This window comes from Rhodanobacter sp. B04, from assembly GCF_002001125.1.
Classification (GTDB): Bacteria; Pseudomonadota; Gammaproteobacteria; order Xanthomonadales; family Rhodanobacteraceae; genus Rhodanobacter.
Genome location: NZ_MUNV01000012.1, coordinates 239,576 through 255,507 on the forward strand (window position 1 = coordinate 239,576; position 15,932 = coordinate 255,507).

At 66.0% G+C, this 15,932-nt stretch carries 11 protein-coding genes; 7 read left to right on the top strand and 4 right to left on the bottom strand.

The window, feature by feature from the left end; genetic code table 11:
* The first annotated feature begins 33 nt into the window (after positions 1-33).
* Positions 34-2,094 (top strand): tetratricopeptide repeat protein, encoded by a 2,061-nt coding sequence (locus B0E46_RS12005; protein ID WP_077556014.1) that lies wholly within the window; start codon positions 34-36, stop codon positions 2,092-2,094.
* 124 nt (positions 2,095-2,218) lie between these two features.
* Here the strand turns inward: B0E46_RS12005 and B0E46_RS12010 are convergent, their stop codons facing one another.
* A complete protein-coding gene (locus B0E46_RS12010; RefSeq protein ID WP_077556015.1) occupies positions 2,219-2,803 on the bottom strand; it encodes a DNA-3-methyladenine glycosylase I in 585 nt (194 codons plus the stop codon).
* 98 nt (positions 2,804-2,901) lie between these two features.
* Between B0E46_RS12010 and B0E46_RS12015 the strand changes: the two genes are divergently transcribed.
* Positions 2,902-3,789 carry a DMT family transporter gene (locus B0E46_RS12015; RefSeq protein WP_077556016.1) on the top strand — a complete coding sequence of 296 codons (888 nt, stop codon included), beginning with the start codon at positions 2,902-2,904 and terminating at the stop codon, positions 3,787-3,789.
* A gap of 70 nt (positions 3,790-3,859) precedes the next feature.
* A complete protein-coding gene (locus B0E46_RS12020) occupies positions 3,860-4,975 on the top strand; it encodes a sterol desaturase family protein (RefSeq protein WP_077556063.1) in 1,116 nt (371 codons plus the stop codon).
* Positions 4,976-4,998: 23 nt separating this feature from the next.
* On the opposite strand, the gene B0E46_RS12025 is transcribed toward B0E46_RS12020, so the two are convergent.
* Positions 4,999-5,961, bottom strand: a complete 963-nt coding sequence (locus B0E46_RS12025) for a pyridoxal-phosphate dependent enzyme (RefSeq protein WP_077556017.1) — start codon at positions 5,959-5,961, stop codon at positions 4,999-5,001.
* The gene (locus B0E46_RS12030) at positions 5,958-6,971 is read right to left on the bottom strand and encodes an aldose epimerase (RefSeq protein WP_077556018.1); all 1,014 of its coding nucleotides are present in this window, start codon (positions 6,969-6,971) and stop codon (positions 5,958-5,960) included. Before B0E46_RS12030 ends, B0E46_RS12025 begins: the two co-directional genes overlap by 4 nt.
* A 68-nt stretch (positions 6,972-7,039) precedes the next feature.
* On the opposite strand from B0E46_RS12030, the gene pepN reads away from it, so the two are divergent.
* Positions 7,040-9,694 (top strand): aminopeptidase N, encoded by a 2,655-nt coding sequence (gene pepN, locus B0E46_RS12035; RefSeq protein WP_077556019.1) that lies wholly within the window; start codon positions 7,040-7,042, stop codon positions 9,692-9,694.
* Positions 9,695-9,799: 105 nt separating this feature from the next.
* On the opposite strand, the gene B0E46_RS12040 is transcribed toward pepN, so the two are convergent.
* Complete coding sequence (locus B0E46_RS12040) at positions 9,800-9,985, bottom strand: hypothetical protein (RefSeq protein WP_077556020.1); 186 nt, start codon at positions 9,983-9,985, stop codon at positions 9,800-9,802.
* 608 nt (positions 9,986-10,593) lie between these two features.
* Here B0E46_RS12040 and mnmG point away from each other — a divergent pair.
* From mnmG to B0E46_RS12055, 3 genes are all read left to right on the top strand, one after another.
* Positions 10,594-12,468: a tRNA uridine-5-carboxymethylaminomethyl(34) synthesis enzyme MnmG gene (mnmG, locus tag B0E46_RS12045; RefSeq protein WP_077556064.1), complete on the top strand. Its 1,875-nt coding sequence runs from the start codon at positions 10,594-10,596 to the stop codon at positions 12,466-12,468.
* Between the two features lie 98 nt (positions 12,469-12,566).
* A complete protein-coding gene (locus tag B0E46_RS12050) occupies positions 12,567-13,346 on the top strand; it encodes an RDD family protein (protein WP_077556021.1) in 780 nt (259 codons plus the stop codon).
* Between the two features lie 161 nt (positions 13,347-13,507).
* Positions 13,508-15,832 carry a Tex family protein gene (locus tag B0E46_RS12055; RefSeq protein WP_077556022.1) on the top strand — a complete coding sequence of 775 codons (2,325 nt, stop codon included), beginning with the start codon at positions 13,508-13,510 and terminating at the stop codon, positions 15,830-15,832.
* The last annotated feature ends 100 nt before the right edge of the window (positions 15,833-15,932 follow it).

The window sequence follows — 15,932 nt, forward strand, 5'->3', positions numbered from 1 at the left end:
GTGGCATGATGGGGGCATAGCGGGGGGTGGTTCATGGAGCGGACGTCTCATGACCCGGTATCGGTGCCGGCGTCGGCTTGCTGGCGTTGCCGTGACTTCGTGGTGGAGCCTGGGCAGCGCCGGCTGTTGCGTGACGGGGTGGAGATCAAGGTCGAGGACCGGGTCCTCGACCTCATCGTGCTGCTGATTCGACATCGGGATCGCGCACTGGACCGGCGCGAGATCATCGATACATTGTGGGGACCGCGGCCGGTCAGCGACGCCACCCTGCGGCAACTGGTGCACAAGGCGCGTCGCACGCTCGACGACGACGGCGAGCATCAATCGGTGATCCGCACGCTGTACGGCCGCAGCCTGCAATGGGTCGCTCCGGTCGAAACGGCGAGCATGCCCACCGTGGCAACGGAACCGGCACTGCGGCCAACGCCCGTCGAGGCAATGCGTGAAGATCCCGCGGCAGCGACACCGTTGCCGGTGGATATTCCGACGTCCGCCGATCCGGCCCGGGCCGTGTTGCCCGTTGCTGCAGTACCGGATCGGTCCCGCAGGATGTCGCATCACTCCCGCTGGCGCAGTTGGCCCGGATTGCTGATGGTGCTGATAGTGCTGCTGGCGGCGGGTGCCAGCCTGTTGTGGTGGCAGCATCCGGCACCACGACCATCGGCGGCCGCAACGCGGCAGGCCGTGATCCCTGCCGACGTCACGGGCGCGGTGACCATCGCCGTACTTCCATTCCTGGACATGGACGCCGGGCACGACATGCCGTATCTCAGCGACGGACTGACCGAGGAGCTGATCAACCAGCTTGGCCGGTTTCCGCAATTGCGCGTCGCCGCACGCACCTCGACCTTCCTGTTCCGCGACAGGCCGGTCGACGTTCGCGAAGCGGCTCGCGCGCTGGGCGTGGCCAATGTGCTGGAGGGCAGCGTGCAGCGCTCGGGTGCACGCATCCGGGTGCGCGTGGCGCTGGTCAATGCCGGCAACGGCTACGAATCATGGTCGGACGAATACGACGCCGCTTCGGGCGACCTGCTCAACGTCGAGGGCGAGATTGCCAAGGCGGTGATCACCGAACTGCGCCCGAAACTGGACACGCGCACCCTAGCCGCATTGCAGACCCACTCGGGCATCAATCCCGCCGCCCACGATTTCTACCTGGTCGGGCTGGAGTACCTGAATCGGCGCACCACGCCCGACATCGAAAAGGCCATCGTGTATTTCCAGCGCGCGATCCTCTCCGATCCGGGCTATGCGCCGGCATGGAGCGGCGTGGCCGTCGCCTACGCGATACTGCGCGACTACAACAGCGACGCCCCGCCCGACACGCATTACGCCGATGCCCTGGCCGCAGCGAACAAGGCGATTGCCCTCGATGGGCAGCTGGCGAGCGCGCATGCCGTGCTCGGCCTGCTGTACGAGGAGCACTGGGAATGGACACCGGCACAACGCGAATTCAAGCTGGCGCTGCAGCTCGACCCAAGCGATGCCACCACCCACCAGTGGTACGCCATGTACCTGTGGTTCGTCGGCGACGTGAATACCGCACTGGCGCAGATGCGCAGTGCGCACGACCTGGATCCGCTGTCACCGATCATCAATGCCGACCTGGGCCGGGCGCTGCTGTATACCGGCCAGGTCGATGCCGCCGTGGCGCAATACCGTGATGCCATTGCGCTTGATCCCCGCTTTGCACTGACGCATCTGTTCCTGGCCCAGGCCTACATGGCGCAAAACCATGACAGCGAGGCCTTGCAGGAAACACAGGCCGCGATTGCCTTGACGCCGACACCACACCCATCGAGCTATCTGGCCGTGCTGGGACTGGCGCAAAGCCTCACCGGCAACCAGGGCGGCGCAAGGGAGCAGCTGGCGACATTGGAATCGCGCAGCCGCACGCAATACGTCTCCGGGGTTTCGCTGTCCTTGCTGTATGCGCAACTGGGCGATGACCGCAAGTCACTGGCAAGCCTGTCGCGTGCCGTGGCCGATCACGACCACCTGATGCTGCCTGCCGTTGTATCGAGTGCGGACCAATGGCGCAACGACGCGCGCTTTGCGCCGTTGTTGGTGCAGATGGGCTTGCAGAAGCGCTGACGGGAGCCTCGAAAACCCAACCTGCATCGTCATTCCGGCGAGGTGCTTCAAGCCAGTCATTCGAGATGACCGGATGCTTCGTCACAGCCATCCATGCTCGGCCGCACGATCCGCAATCCGATTGCTAGACCTTGCAGCCCCGGTGACGGAAACACCCCAGAAGATGATCGTTGATCATCCCGGTGGCCTGCAGCAGCGAATAGCAGATCGTGGTGCCGACGAAGCGGAAGCCGCGCTTCTTCAGCGCCTTGCTCATGCGGTCGGACAACTCGGTGCTGGCGGGCACTTCGCTCTTGTCGCGCCAGCGATTGACCAATGGTTTGCCGTCGACGAATGACCACAGATAGGCGTCCAGGCTGCCGAACTCCTCGATCACTTCCAGCGCGACTCTCGCGTTGTCGCGCGTCGCCGTGACCTTCAGGCGGTTGCGGATGATGCCGGGGTCGAGCAGCAGCTTTTCCAGTTCGCGATCCTTCATCGCCGCGACGCGGGCGATCTCGAAGTTGTGGAAGGCCTTGCGGTAGTTCTCGCGCTTGGCCAGCACGGTGCGCCAGGACAGACCGGCCTGCGCGCCTTCCAGGCACAGGAACTCGAACAGCGCGCGATCGTCGTGCAGCGGCGTGCCCCATTCGGTGTCGTGGTAGTCGCACATCAGGGCATCGCTGCTGGTGGCCCAGTGGCAGCGTGGCAGATCGGATGGCTTGGTCATGGCAGGCATGGAGTGAGAAAGGCAACGTTAGGTGTGGGTACGCCGACACACCCTAGCCGACACCGCTAGACTTGTCGCTCCCTTCCGGCTGTTCCGTCATGTCCCTTCTTTCATCACCGCGGCGCAGTGCCGTGCCCGCGTTGCTCGTCACCATTCTGATCTGGGCCTACAGCTGGGTCGTGATGAAACAGGTACTGGCGCATGCGGGGCCGTTCGATTTCGCCGCGTTGCGTTATCTGCTCGGCGCGGCCGTTCTATTCGCAGCCCTGCTGGTTTCGCGGCAATCGATGCAGCCGCCGCCGTTGCTGCCGACGATCCTGATCGGCCTGTGCCAGACCGCCGCGTTCCAGGGACTGGAGCAGTGGGCGCTGCTCGACGGCGGCGCCGGCCATGTGGCATTGCTGGCCTATACCATGCCGTTCTGGGCCGTGCTGCTGGCGTGGCTGCTGCTCGGCGACAGGCCGACCCGACGGCACTGGCTGGGGCTGGCGCTGGCCGCGCTCGGGCTGCTGTGCATCATCGAGCCATGGCATCGCATGGGCAGCGTGGTGAGCACCGCGCTGGCGATTGCCGGCGGTGCCGCCTGGGCGGCCGGCACCGTGCTCAGCAAGCGCCTGTTCCGCACGCAGGCGCTCTCGGTGCTCAACCTGACCGCGTGGCAGATGCTGGCCGGTGGCATGGCGCTGGGCATCGTGGCGCTGGCGGTGCCGCAGCGCCCGATCGACTGGAACTGGGCCTTCGTCGGCGCCCTCGCCTACAGCGTGGTGCTGGCCTCCGCCGTGGCCTGGTGGCTGTGGTCGATCGTGCTGCAACGACTGCCCACCACGGTGGCCAGCCTGTCCAGCCTCGGCGTGCCGATCGTCAGCGTGCTGCTGGCCTGGATGATCCTGCACGAGCAACTGTCCATGCTGGAAGTGTTCGGCATTGCGCTGGTGTTGCTGGGGCTGGTGGCGGTCAGCGGCATCGGTGCACGACAACGCGGCTGAGCCCGCCATTCAGCCTGCGGGCCTGCGTGCAGCGATATCATGCAACGCTGCCGAAACCGAAGAAATGCCGATGTTCGATTTGTCTCAATGGTGGGCTCACGGGGTCAGCTGGCTGAGCAGCCATGCAGTCGTGCCCTTCCTGGATGTGCTGCATCTGGACGGGCTGGCCGGCGATCCCGACGACATCGCCGCGTCGCTGATGATCGCCGCGCTGCAGGTGGGCATCATCGGTTTCCTGTTCCGTCCGCTGGAGACCTGGTTTCCGGCCGAAAAGTGGGCCGATCGCAGGCTGACCCTGGTCGATCGCAACTACACGCTGCTGATGCTGCTGGGCATCTTCCCGCTGTTCACCTACCTGGTGCTGACCCCGTTCAGCCATCTGTTCGGCGGTGCCGACAGCACCACCTCGAGCACCGGCTCGCCGCTGGCGCTGACGCACTGGGTGCCGTGGTTCAACCAGCACCCGTTCGTGCTGTTCGGGGTCTATTACGTCATCTACGACTTCGTGTACTACTGGATGCACCGCACCCAGCACGCGATCCCGTGGTGGTGGGCGCTGCACAGCATGCATCACAGCACGCGCCAGATGAGCTGCTGGACCAACGATCGCGGCAGTCTGGTCGATGGCTTCATCCAGTCGATGCTCCTGGCCGTGGTGGGTCTGGTGATCGGCGTGGATCCGGACGAGTTCGCGTGGCTGATGCTGCTCGGCGAACTGGTGCAGAACTTCTCGCATACGAACACGCGCATCGGTTTCGGCCGCGTGTTCGAGCGGGTGTTCGTCGATCCGAAATTCCACCGCCTGCATCACATGCTGGTCGATCCCGAACGGCCCACGCTGCACAACTGCAACTACGGCCAGGTGTTCTCGATCTGGGACGTGCTGTTCGGCACCTCGCTGTACGGCGAACCGTTGCGGCCGACCGGTGTGGGCGACCCGGTCGTCGATGCCGACAACGACCACGGCCTGGTCGGCCTGCACTGGGCGGCGCTGAAGCGCTTCTGGGGCGCGGTACGCTGCATCGAGGGCTGGACGCCCCGCGAAGTGGCGTTCGGTGAAGGCTACCGGCCGATTCCGGTCAGCCAGCTGGATCTGCATATCTTCGAACACAAGTCGCCAGCACCAGTCGCAACCGTCGCCGACGCGGGCCAAACCGGCAACGCCACGTCAGCCGAGGTGGCCTGACCCCGGTTTTCGCATGGCAGGCTCTAATACCAGGGCAATGCCTGCAGATCGACGTTGCCGCCGGTCAGCACCACACCGACGCGGCGTCCGGCGAAGCGCTCGCGCTGCTGCAGGATCGCCGCCAGCACGGTGGCGCTGGACACTTCCACCACCTGTTTGAGCTCCGACCACAGCAGCTGCATCGCCGCGATGGTTTCCGCGTCGCTGACGGTGATCACGTCCACCCGATGGGCGCGCAAGGCATCGAGGTTGCGTTCGCCGACCAGCGCACGCAGGCCGTCGCACAGCGTATCGGGTACCACGCTGGTGACGCGGGCACCGTGCGCCAGCGATTGCGCGGCATCGTCGGCACCTAGTGGCTCGGCGCCGAACAGGGCAAGCGCCGGCTGGATCGCATGCGCCGCGATTGCCGCACCGCTGGCCAGACCGCCGCCACCCACAGGCGTGATCAGCGCATCCAGTCCGCGCACCTGTTGCAACAACTCCAACACGACGGTGCCCTGCCCGGCCATCACCTGGGTGTCGGCATACGGATGCACCAGCACCGCGCCGGTGGTCTTTTCCACTTCGGCGGTCATCGCCTCGCGGGCGGCCTGGGTCGGCGCACAGCGATGCAGGATCGCGCCGGCGCGCTCGATCGCCGCGATCTTCGCGCGCACCGCGCCTTCCGGCACCACCACATGTGCGGCGATGCCGCGGGTGGCCGCGGCCATCGCCAGCGCATTGCCATGATTGCCGGAGGAATGCGTGACTACGCCGTGCGCGGCCTGTGCGTCACCCAGCGCCCATACCGCATTGCAGGCTCCGCGGAATTTGAACGCGCCACCGTGCTGCAGGTTCTCGCACTTGAAGTGCAGCTCGGCGCCGCTCAGCGCATCCAACGCATCGCTGCGCAATACCGGCGTGACCCGCGCATGCGGCGCGATGCGCGCGGCGGCATCGCGGATCTGTTCGAAACTCGGCAACGCACCCAGTTCATGACTCATGACAACTCGACCTCCACGCCACAACGGAAACTGCGCTCGGCACCGGGCAGCAGACGGATCGCCTCGGCGCATTCGGGCCGGTTGAATGCATCGGCCATGCATTCCATCGGCTCCAGCGCGATCGCGCGGCGCGCATCGCGGCTGATCGTGTCGGCGGTGAACGCATGCATCACGCCGCGCTCCTGCCACACTGCAATGGCCAGTCCGCTGGACGGATCGCGCAGACGGGTGCGGATACGGCCATCGGCATCGGCTTCCAGATCGGTGTAGCCCTGGTCGAGAATGCTGTCGCCGAGCAGTCTTGGCTCGCGGAAATCCAGCGCCGGCGCCTCGTCCAGCGCCACATACGCGGCCATGCCGGGCAGCGCGATCAAGTCGGCATCGGTGCGGATCAGCGCCTGCGCGGGGATCTGCAGTTGCCAGCCGTCGACCGTACTGTGCTCGGCCACGCGGAAGTACGGATGCCAGCCGAAGAAGCAGGGCGCCACGCCGTTGCCCACATTGCGCATGCGCGCCTCCAGCGTGAGGCCGCCGGCATCCAGCGTGAAGGTCACCGCCAGATCGATCGCGTGCGGATAACCCGGTTGCGGCCGGATCATGGCGGTCGCCAGCGTCACCCGTGCGGCATGCTCATCCGCCTCGAGTGTCGTGATGTCGAACTCCGCGTCGCGCACAAAGCCATGCCGACTGGCGCGCGCGGCACCGACGACGCCGGGCTGCAGGTCCTGCGGCTGCCCGTCGAAACGATAGCGTGCATCGGCAATCCGCCCGGCGAACGGCACCATGATCGCGAAACGCGAGCCGGGCCGGCTGGCCACTTCGGCCGCGTCGCGGTAGCCGTCGGCCAGATCGTGCATGGCTCCATCCCGTGCCACCTCGAAGCTGAGCAGTACCGCGCCATGCCGAGCGATGCGCAGGCGCCGCCCACCAGCGGGATCGGCCAGCACCACAATCTCCTGATCGCCGAGCTGGGCACGCTCGGCGGCATATCGCGTTGCGTTCGATGGCATCTCGGGGTTCTCCTGCCGTTAAAGCGCCCCATGTTAGCCTGATCAATCCCCCACCCACTGTTGTCCGCATGCACGCACCTTCCGAGCAAACCCCTGCGCTGATCCGTCTTGGCGATTACCGCGCACCTGCCTGGCGCGTCGAGACGGTCGAGCTGGATTTCGATCTCGGCATCGACGCCAGCGAAGTGTTCGCCCGCCTGCTGCTTCGACGAGATCCCACGCAGGCCACGCCGCTGCGGTTGGACGGCGCAAGCCTGCAACTGCTGTCGATCGCCCTGGATGGCCAGTCGCTGCCAGCCACGGCGTACCGCTACGTCGGCAACGTGCTGGAGGTCGACGGTGCGCGCGACGGCAGCGTGCTGGAAACCCGCGTGCGGCTGCGCCCGGCTGCGAACACCGCGCTGGAAGGCCTGTACCTGTCCGGCTCACGTGAGGCAGGCTTCCTGCTGACCCAGTGCGAGGCCGAAGGCTTCCGCCACATCACCTTCTTTCCCGACCGGCCCGACGTGCAGTCGCGCTACACCGTCACCTTGCGTGCCGACCGTACGCGTTTTCCGGTGCTGCTGGCCGGCGGCAACCCCGATGGCGACGGTGAACTGGAAGGCGGCCGGCACTGGGCGCGTTTTGTCGATCCACACCCGAAACCCAGCTACCTGTTCGCGCTGGTCGCAGGCCGGCTTGAGAACATCGAGCGCGACTATGTCACCGCCGACGGCCGCGCCGTGCAGCTGAAGATCTGGGCCGAAGCCGATGCGATCGACCGCTGCCATTACGCGATGGACGCGCTGGAACGCTCGATGCGCTGGGACGAGCAGGCCTATGGCCGCAACTACGACCTGGACGTGTTCCACGTCGTCGCCACGCATGACTTCAACATGGGCGCGATGGAGAACAAGGGCCTCAACATCTTCAACGCGAAATGCCTGCTGGCCGATCCGGACTCGACCACCGACGACGAATACCGGCATGTCGAGGCGGTGGTCGCGCACGAATACTTCCACAACTGGAGCGGCAACCGGGTCACCTGTCGCGACTGGTTCCAGCTGTCGTTGAAGGAAGGCCTCACCGTGTTCCGTGAACAGAGCTTTTCGGCCGACATGAACTCGGCACCACTGAAACGCATCGAGGACGTCGCCCTGCTGCGCCGCGCGCAATTCCCGGAAGACGCCGGCCCGCTCGCGCATCCGGTACGTCCCGCGCAATACAGCGAGATCAACAATTTCTACACCGCCACGGTGTACGAGAAGGGCGCCGAGCTGGTGCGCATGCTCGCCGGCGCGCTGGGCAAGGACGGCTTTCGGCGTGGCATGGATCGCTACTTCGATCGCAACGACGGCAGCGCCGCCACGCTGGAAGATTTTCTCGCTGCCCTGGGCGACGCCAACGGGATCGACCTCTCCCCCTATCTGGCCTGGTACGCCCAGGCCGGCACGCCGCACCTGAAGGCGCACGGCCACTATGACGCCGCCGGCCATGAATTCACGCTTACGCTGGCACAGCACACGCCCGCCGCGGGCGTCGACCATGAATCCAGGCTGCCTTTGCCGATTCCGGTCAAGCTGGCCCTGTTCACGCACAACGGCGACATGCTGCCCTTGCGTCTGGACGGCCAGACGTCCGGCAACGAAAGCGAATGCATCGTCGTGCTGACGCAGGCGCGGCAGAGCTTCGTCTTCAGCAATGTCGTCACGTCCCCGGTGCCCTCCCTGCTGCGCGGATTCTCGGCACCGGTGATCCTGGAGTACGACTACACGCCGGACGAGCTGGCCCTGCTGCTTCGCCATGACGTCGACGGCTTCAATCGCTGGGAGGCTGGCCAGCAGCTCGCTACCCGCGCCTATGAAAACCTGCGCGACGGCAGTGCCGATGGCGCCCTGCAGGCCTGGTGCGCAACGCTGGCACAGCTGTTCCACGACAGCGCCATCGACGATGCACTGCTGGCCGACCTGCTGACCCCGCCGGGCGAGATCGAGCTGGCCGAACGCGAGATGGCGATCGACCCGCAGCACATCCATGCGCTGCGCCAGAACCTGCAGCTGCGGCTTGCCGAGGAGTTGGGCGCCGAAGCCCTGCGCGAGCGCTATCAGCTACTCGCCACGCATACCAGCATCGGGCTCGATGCGCTCAGCCAGGCGCAGCGCCGGCTCAAGCGCCGCGTGCTGGAGCTGCTGGCCCTGCTGGACAGCGCCCATGCCAGCACCCTGGCGGCAGCCCAGTATCGCGACGCGCCCGGCATGACCGACCGGCTCGCCGCGCTCACCGTACTGGTGCGCGGCCATGCAGCACAGGCAACCATGGCCCTGTCGGACTATCGCGCACGCTATGCCGACAACGCCCTGGCGCTGGACAAGTGGTTTGCGGTGCAGGCGCAGCTGCCCGGCGATGCGGCACTGGAACGCGTACTGCTGCTGGAACGCGACACCGCGTTCACCCTGAAGAACCCGAACCGGGTGCAGGCGCTGCTGGGCGCCTTCGTGCGCGGCAATCCCAGCGGCTTCCACCGCGCCGACGGTGCCGGTTACGGCCTGCTTGCCGAGCGGCTGGTCACACTCGATGCACTGAATCCCCAGGTTGCGGCGCGACTGGCCACGGCATTCAACGGCTGGCAGCGGCTTGAACCGCAACGGCGCGAGGCAGCCCGTGCCGCGATTGCCGGACTGGCCGGACGTGAGGGCCTTTCGCGCAACCTGGCCGAGATCATCGGCAACGTGCTCAATCACTGAGCTGGGCCGGGGCAGGCGGGTCGTTCCCCTGCCTTGGGCGGTCTTCCCTGGCTTGTCTTCCCGGTGTGCGTGGCTAGCTCACGCCACACCTTGGCAGCCGATGATTCAGACGGCCAGATGATCCAGCGCTTCGAGCAGGCTGTGCATGCGCGACTCCAGACCCGGCTGCAATGCACCGCGCTCTTTCTCTTCGCGGTCGCCCAGGCTGTCCATCGCCATCTCGACCTGGCCAATCTCGATCAGCAGATCGTGATGCGGATAAACCGGTTCGAAGTTGAAGTTCATGTCCATGGTATGTCTCCTTCGCGTGGGTTCGTGTTGGTGATGAGGAGAATGCATCGCCCGTGCCAATGTGTGATGCGCATCACAGTCGATAAGCAGGCTTCATCACGCGACTGACGCGGCACGTCAGCTGCTGCCGCGGCCCGACACAAACCCCCTTTTCAGTCACCCCTTGTTCACGCGTACTCGGTGAAGATCGACCCACGTTCCGCGACAGCGTTCGCTGTCTGCGCCAGCAAGATTCCGGTTTCTGGCGCTCGGCAATACGGTCATCCTGGATTCCCCCTGTTCCTGAGACCGCCGGGCGCCAGATCTATCAGCACAAGGCCCCGCGGCCAGCAACCGCGGGGCCTTGTCTTTTGGGCCTCGTCAAATTTTTTTCGGATCCCGCAAAAGACGACGGCACCCCGAAAGGTGCCGTCTTGCTTCCTTCCCCGGTACGCGATCGAACCCCTGTCCGTTCGATCTCGGCGCGCGTAGTCGCGCAGCGTCTGCCCGTGGAAGTGCTGGTTTTATCAAGCAGGAAGCATGCCAGCCACTGGTATCAGCCGGCAAAGTGTTGATGGCGTTACCATAGCGCCCCGTTTTGTCACTTTTTGCACGACCAGGGCAATTCCATGCGCCATCCGACCCACTACGACGTCATCGTGATCGGCGGCGGCCACGCCGGCACCGAGGCGGCGCTGGCGTCCGCGCGTGTCGGCGCACGTACCCTGCTGCTCAGCCACAACATCGAGACGATCGGCCAGATGAGCTGCAACCCGGCCATCGGCGGCATCGGCAAGGGTCACCTGGTCAAGGAAATCGATGCGCTGGGCGGCGCGATGGCGCAGGCGGCGGATCGCGCCGGTATTCAATGGCGCACGCTCAACGCCTCGAAAGGCCCGGCCGTGCGCGCCACCCGCTGCCAGGCCGACCGCGCCCTCTACAAGGCGGCCATTCGCCGCATCGTCGAGACCCAGCCGAACCTGGAGTTGTTCCAGCAGGCGGTCGACGACCTGATCATCGAGAACGGCCGCGTCACCGGCGTGGTGACCCAGATGGGCCTTTCGTTCGGCGCACGCACGGTGGTGCTTACCGCCGGCACCTTCCTGGCCGGCAAGATCCATATTGGCCCGGCCCAGTACGCCGGCGGCCGTGCCGGCGATCCGCCAGCCAGCACGCTGGCTGCCAAACTGCGCGAGCTGGCGGTGGCCGCCGACCGGCTGAAGACCGGTACGCCTCCGCGCATCGACCTGCGCAGCATCGACTTCAGCGAACTGGAAGAACAGCGTGGCGACGATCCGGCACCGGTGTTCTCCTATCTCGGCTCACGCGGCGACCACCCGCGCCAAGTCAGCTGCTGGATCACCCACACCAGCGAACGCACGCATGAGCTGATCCGCGGCGCGCTGGATCGTTCGCCGCTGTACACCGGCCAGATCGAAGGCATCGGCCCACGCTACTGCCCGTCGATCGAGGACAAGGTGGTGCGCTTCGCCGAGAAATCCTCGCACCAGATCTTCATCGAGCCGGAAGGGCTGGACACCTTCGAGATCTACCCGAACGGCATCTCCACCTCGCTGCCGTACGACGTGCAGCTGGCGCTGGTGCACTCGATCAAGGGCTTCGAGCATGCCCACATCACGCGCCCGGGCTACGCGATCGAATACGACTACTTCGATCCGCGCGGTCTCCATCCGTGGCTGGAGACGAAGACGATTCCCGGCCTGTACTTCGCCGGCCAGATCAACGGCACCACCGGCTACGAGGAAGCCGGCGCGCAAGGCCTGATCGCCGGTCTCAACGCGGCACTCGCCGTCAAGGGCGACGCACCGTGGTATCCGCGCCGCGACGAAGCCTATATCGGCGTGCTGATCGATGACCTCACCAGCAACGGCACCATCGAGCCGTATCGCATGTTCACCTCGCGCGCCGAATACCGGCTGCACCTGCGCGAGGACAACGCCGATTTGCGGCTTACCGAGACGGGCCATGCGCTGGGCGTGGTGCCGCAGGCGCGTTTCGACGCGCTGCGCATGAAGCGCGCGGCGGTCGAGCGCGAGACGCAGCGCCTCGGCGCGCTGTGGGCCGCACCGAACAATGCCTTGGGCGCGGCGATCGAACGCCAACTCGGCATCGCGGTGAGCCGCGAGACCAATGCACTGGACCTGCTGCGTCGGCCGGAACTGGACTACGCGAAACTCGCCAGCGTCGACGGACTCGGCCCCGCCGTGGAGCGCGACGACGTCGCCGCCCAGGTCGAGGTGCAGACCAAGTATTCCGGTTATCTGGAGCGCCAGCGCGAAGAGGTCGAGCGCCAGCGCAGGCACGAGCACATGACGATTCCCGCCAGCTTCGACTACGACAAGGTCCGCGGCCTCTCCGCCGAAGTACTGCTGAAGCTGAAGCGCTCGCAGCCGGCCACGATCGGGCAGGCAGCGCGCGTCAGCGGCGTCACCCCCGCCGCGATCTCGTTGCTGCTGGTGCACCTGAAACGCCACGCGGCCTGAGTCTGTTCGTTGCCCAAGCCACAGGGACTTACGGCATGCAGCATCCGGCGACACTCATGGCATCATGCCCACTTTGACCAGCATGGGGAGCGCGCACGATGGAAATCTGGATCGGTCGGGACGGTGAACGGCACGGCCCCTACAAGGAAGAGGACGTACGTCAGTGGCTGCGCAGCGGCCAGATCAGCCGCGAGGATCTGGCCTGGTATGAAGGCCTGGCCGATTGGCAACCGCTTTCCGTGTTGTTTCCCGATGAGGTGCGCAGTGCGCCACCAGCGGCCGACAACCCATATTCAGCACCCTCCGCACCTCTGCAGTCGCTGCCGCAGACCACCGCCGCCGCGCTGGAGGACTATGCCGGTTTCTGGAAGCGGGTGGCTGCCTACATCCTCGATGTGATCATCCTGTACATACCGAACATGCTCATCATGAAGGCCATGGGCGGGGATGCGGCTCAAGCAACATTGCGGCAGGCCATACTGGCCGCACCGGGTGACCCGCATGCGATGCTGGCAGCCTATGGTCAGTTCTACTCGTCGATGGCGGGGACATCCCTGGTCACCTTTGCACTGGCGCTGCTGTACTTTGCCTTGTGCGAAAGCTCGGCTTGGCAGGCCACCGTGGGCAAATTGGCACTCGGTATCCGGGTCACCGACCTGCAGGGCAACCGGATCAGCTTTCTGCGTGCGCTGGGTCGTTACCCGGCCAAGTTCCTCAGTGCCATCATCTTTTTCATCGGCTTCCTGATGGTCGCCTGGACCCAGCGCAAGCAGGGCCTGCACGACATCATCTGCAGCACCCTCGTGCTCAACGGCCGGGCCAGCGAGTTCAAGCCGATCGAGACCTCGCCCGACAAGCGCAACTCGTTCAACGCCTGATTCGGCGCTGTCCATGCACGGCGCCGCAGTCCAGCTGTGGCGCCGTTCTCATTTGTGCACCAGCCTGTGCCGATGAGGCCCGAAGACGGCTTGCTATCATCGCTGGCTCGATCCCATTCACCGCGGCGCGGCGCGCCGTTGCAAGGAACAGAAAGCCACCCATGCTCAGCATCGAACAACGCATTGCCCTGGACATCGCCGCCAAGCCCGAGCAGGTTCACGCGGCCGTCGACCTGCTCGATGGCGGCGCCACCGTGCCGTTCATCGCGCGCTACCGCAAGGAAGTCACCGGCGGCCTCGACGACACCCAGCTGCGCCTGCTGGAAGAGCGCCTGCACTACCTGCGCGAACTGGAGGATCGCCGCGACGCGATCCTCGCCAGCATCGAGGAACAGGGCAAGCTGAGCGACGCGTTGAAGAGCGACATCCTCGCCGCCGACACCAAGGCACGGCTGGAGGATCTGTATCTGCCATACAAGCCGAAGCGGCGCACCAAGGCGCAGATCGCGCGCGAGGCCGGGCTGGAGCCGCTGGCACTGGGCCTGCGTGAAGACCCCACGCTGACGCCCGAGGCATTCGCCGAAAAGTTCGTCGATGCCGAGAAAGGCGTTGCCGACGCACGCGCCGCGCTCGATGGCGCGCGCGCGATCCTGATGGAGTCGATCGCCGAGGATGCGCACCTGGTCGGCGAGTTGCGCGACTGGCTGTGGGCGCAGGGCCAGATCCGCGCCAAGCTGGTCGAGGGCAAGGAGAACGAAGGCGCGAAATTCCGCGACTATTTCGATCACGTCGAGCCGATCGGCAAGATTCCCTCGCACCGCCTGCTGGCGCTGATGCGAGCGCGCAACGAAGGGATCATCGAACTGGAGCTGGCACCGGCGGCCGACAGCGAACAGGGCCATGTCGAAGGCGAAGGCCGTGTCGCCGCGCGCGCCAGCATCCACAACCGCGGCCGTGCCGCCGATGCGTGGCTGCGTGAGACCGTGCGCCTGACCTGGCGGGTGAAGCTGCACCTGCATCTCACCCTCGACCTGTTCGGCCGCGTGCGCGAAGGCGCCGAGGACGAAGCGATCCGCGTGTTCGGCGACAACCTCAAGGACCTGATGCTGGCCGCGCCGGCTGGTGCGAAGACCGTGATGGGCCTCGATCCCGGCATTCGCACCGGCGTGAAGGTGGCCGTGGTCGATGCCACCGGCAAGCTGCTTGCCACCGACACGATCTACCCGCATGAACCGCGCCGGCAGTGGAACGAGTCGCTGGTCTCGCTGGCGAAGCTGTGCAAGCTGCACGGCGTGAACCTGATCGCGATCGGCAACGGCACCGCCTCGCGCGAGACCGACAAGCTGGCCGGCGAGCTGATCAAGAAGCTTGCCGACGCCAAGCTGTCCAAGATCGTGGTGAGCGAAGCCGGGGCATCGGTGTATTCCGCGTCGGAGTTGGCGGCCAAGGAATTCCCGCAGCTGGACGTGAGCCTGCGCGGTGCGGTCTCCATCGCACGCCGCCTGCAGGATCCGCTGGCCGAACTGGTGAAGATCGAGCCGAAGGCGATCGGCGTCGGCCAGTACCAGCACGACGTGAACCAGATCAAGCTGGCGCGCGCGCTGGATGCGCGCGTCGAGGACTGCGTCAACGCGGTCGGGGTGGACGTGAACACCGCCTCCGCCGCGCTGCTGTCGCGCGTGGCCGGCCTGTCCGCGTCGGTCGCCGAGAACGTGGTCAAGCACCGCGACGCGAATGGTCCGTTCCCCAACCGCAAGGCGTTGCTCAAGGTGCCGCGCCTGGGCGACAAGGCGTTCGAGCAGTGCGCCGGCTTCCTGCGCGTGCCGAACGGCGACAACCCGCTGGACGCCAGTTCGGTGCATCCGGAAGCCTATCCGGTGGTTGAGCGGATCATCGCGCAATGCGGCCGCGAGGTGAAAAGCATCATCGGCGACAGCGGCTTCCTGCGTGGCCTGAAACCCGAGCAGTTCACCGACGATAAATTCGGCGTGCCCACCGTGCGCGACATCCTGAAGGAACTGGAAAAGCCCGGCCGCGACCCACGCCCTGAATTCGTCGCGCCGAGCTTCGCCGAGGGCGTCGAGGACGTGAAGGACCTCAGGCCCGGGATGATCCTGGAAGGCCGCGTCACCAACGTCGCCGCGTTCGGCGCGTTCGTCGACATCGGCGTGCACCAGGATGGCCTGGTGCACGTCTCCGCGCTGTCGCACACCTTCGTCAAGGATCCGCGCGACGCGGTGAAAGCCGGCGACATCGTCAAGGTCAAGGTGATGGAGGTCGACCTGCCGCGCCAGCGCATCGGCCTGAGCATGCGGCTCGACGACGAGCCCGGGCAGGCACGCCCGGGGCGCCCGGCCAGCGGCAGCGATCATCCCGGTGGCCAGCGCGCGACGCGTGGCGCGTCTTCGGGCGGTGCTCCGAAACCTGTCGCGGCGCCGGCCAACAGCGCCTTTGCCGATGCCTTGTCGCGCGCCATAAAACGCTGAACGAGGACCTCCAGGCCCCCGTCCGGATGATCGGCATTCCTGGCTGCAGCGCAGCATGCGCTTACGTATGGAATGCTTCAGGATACGTCCTGCCTAACTT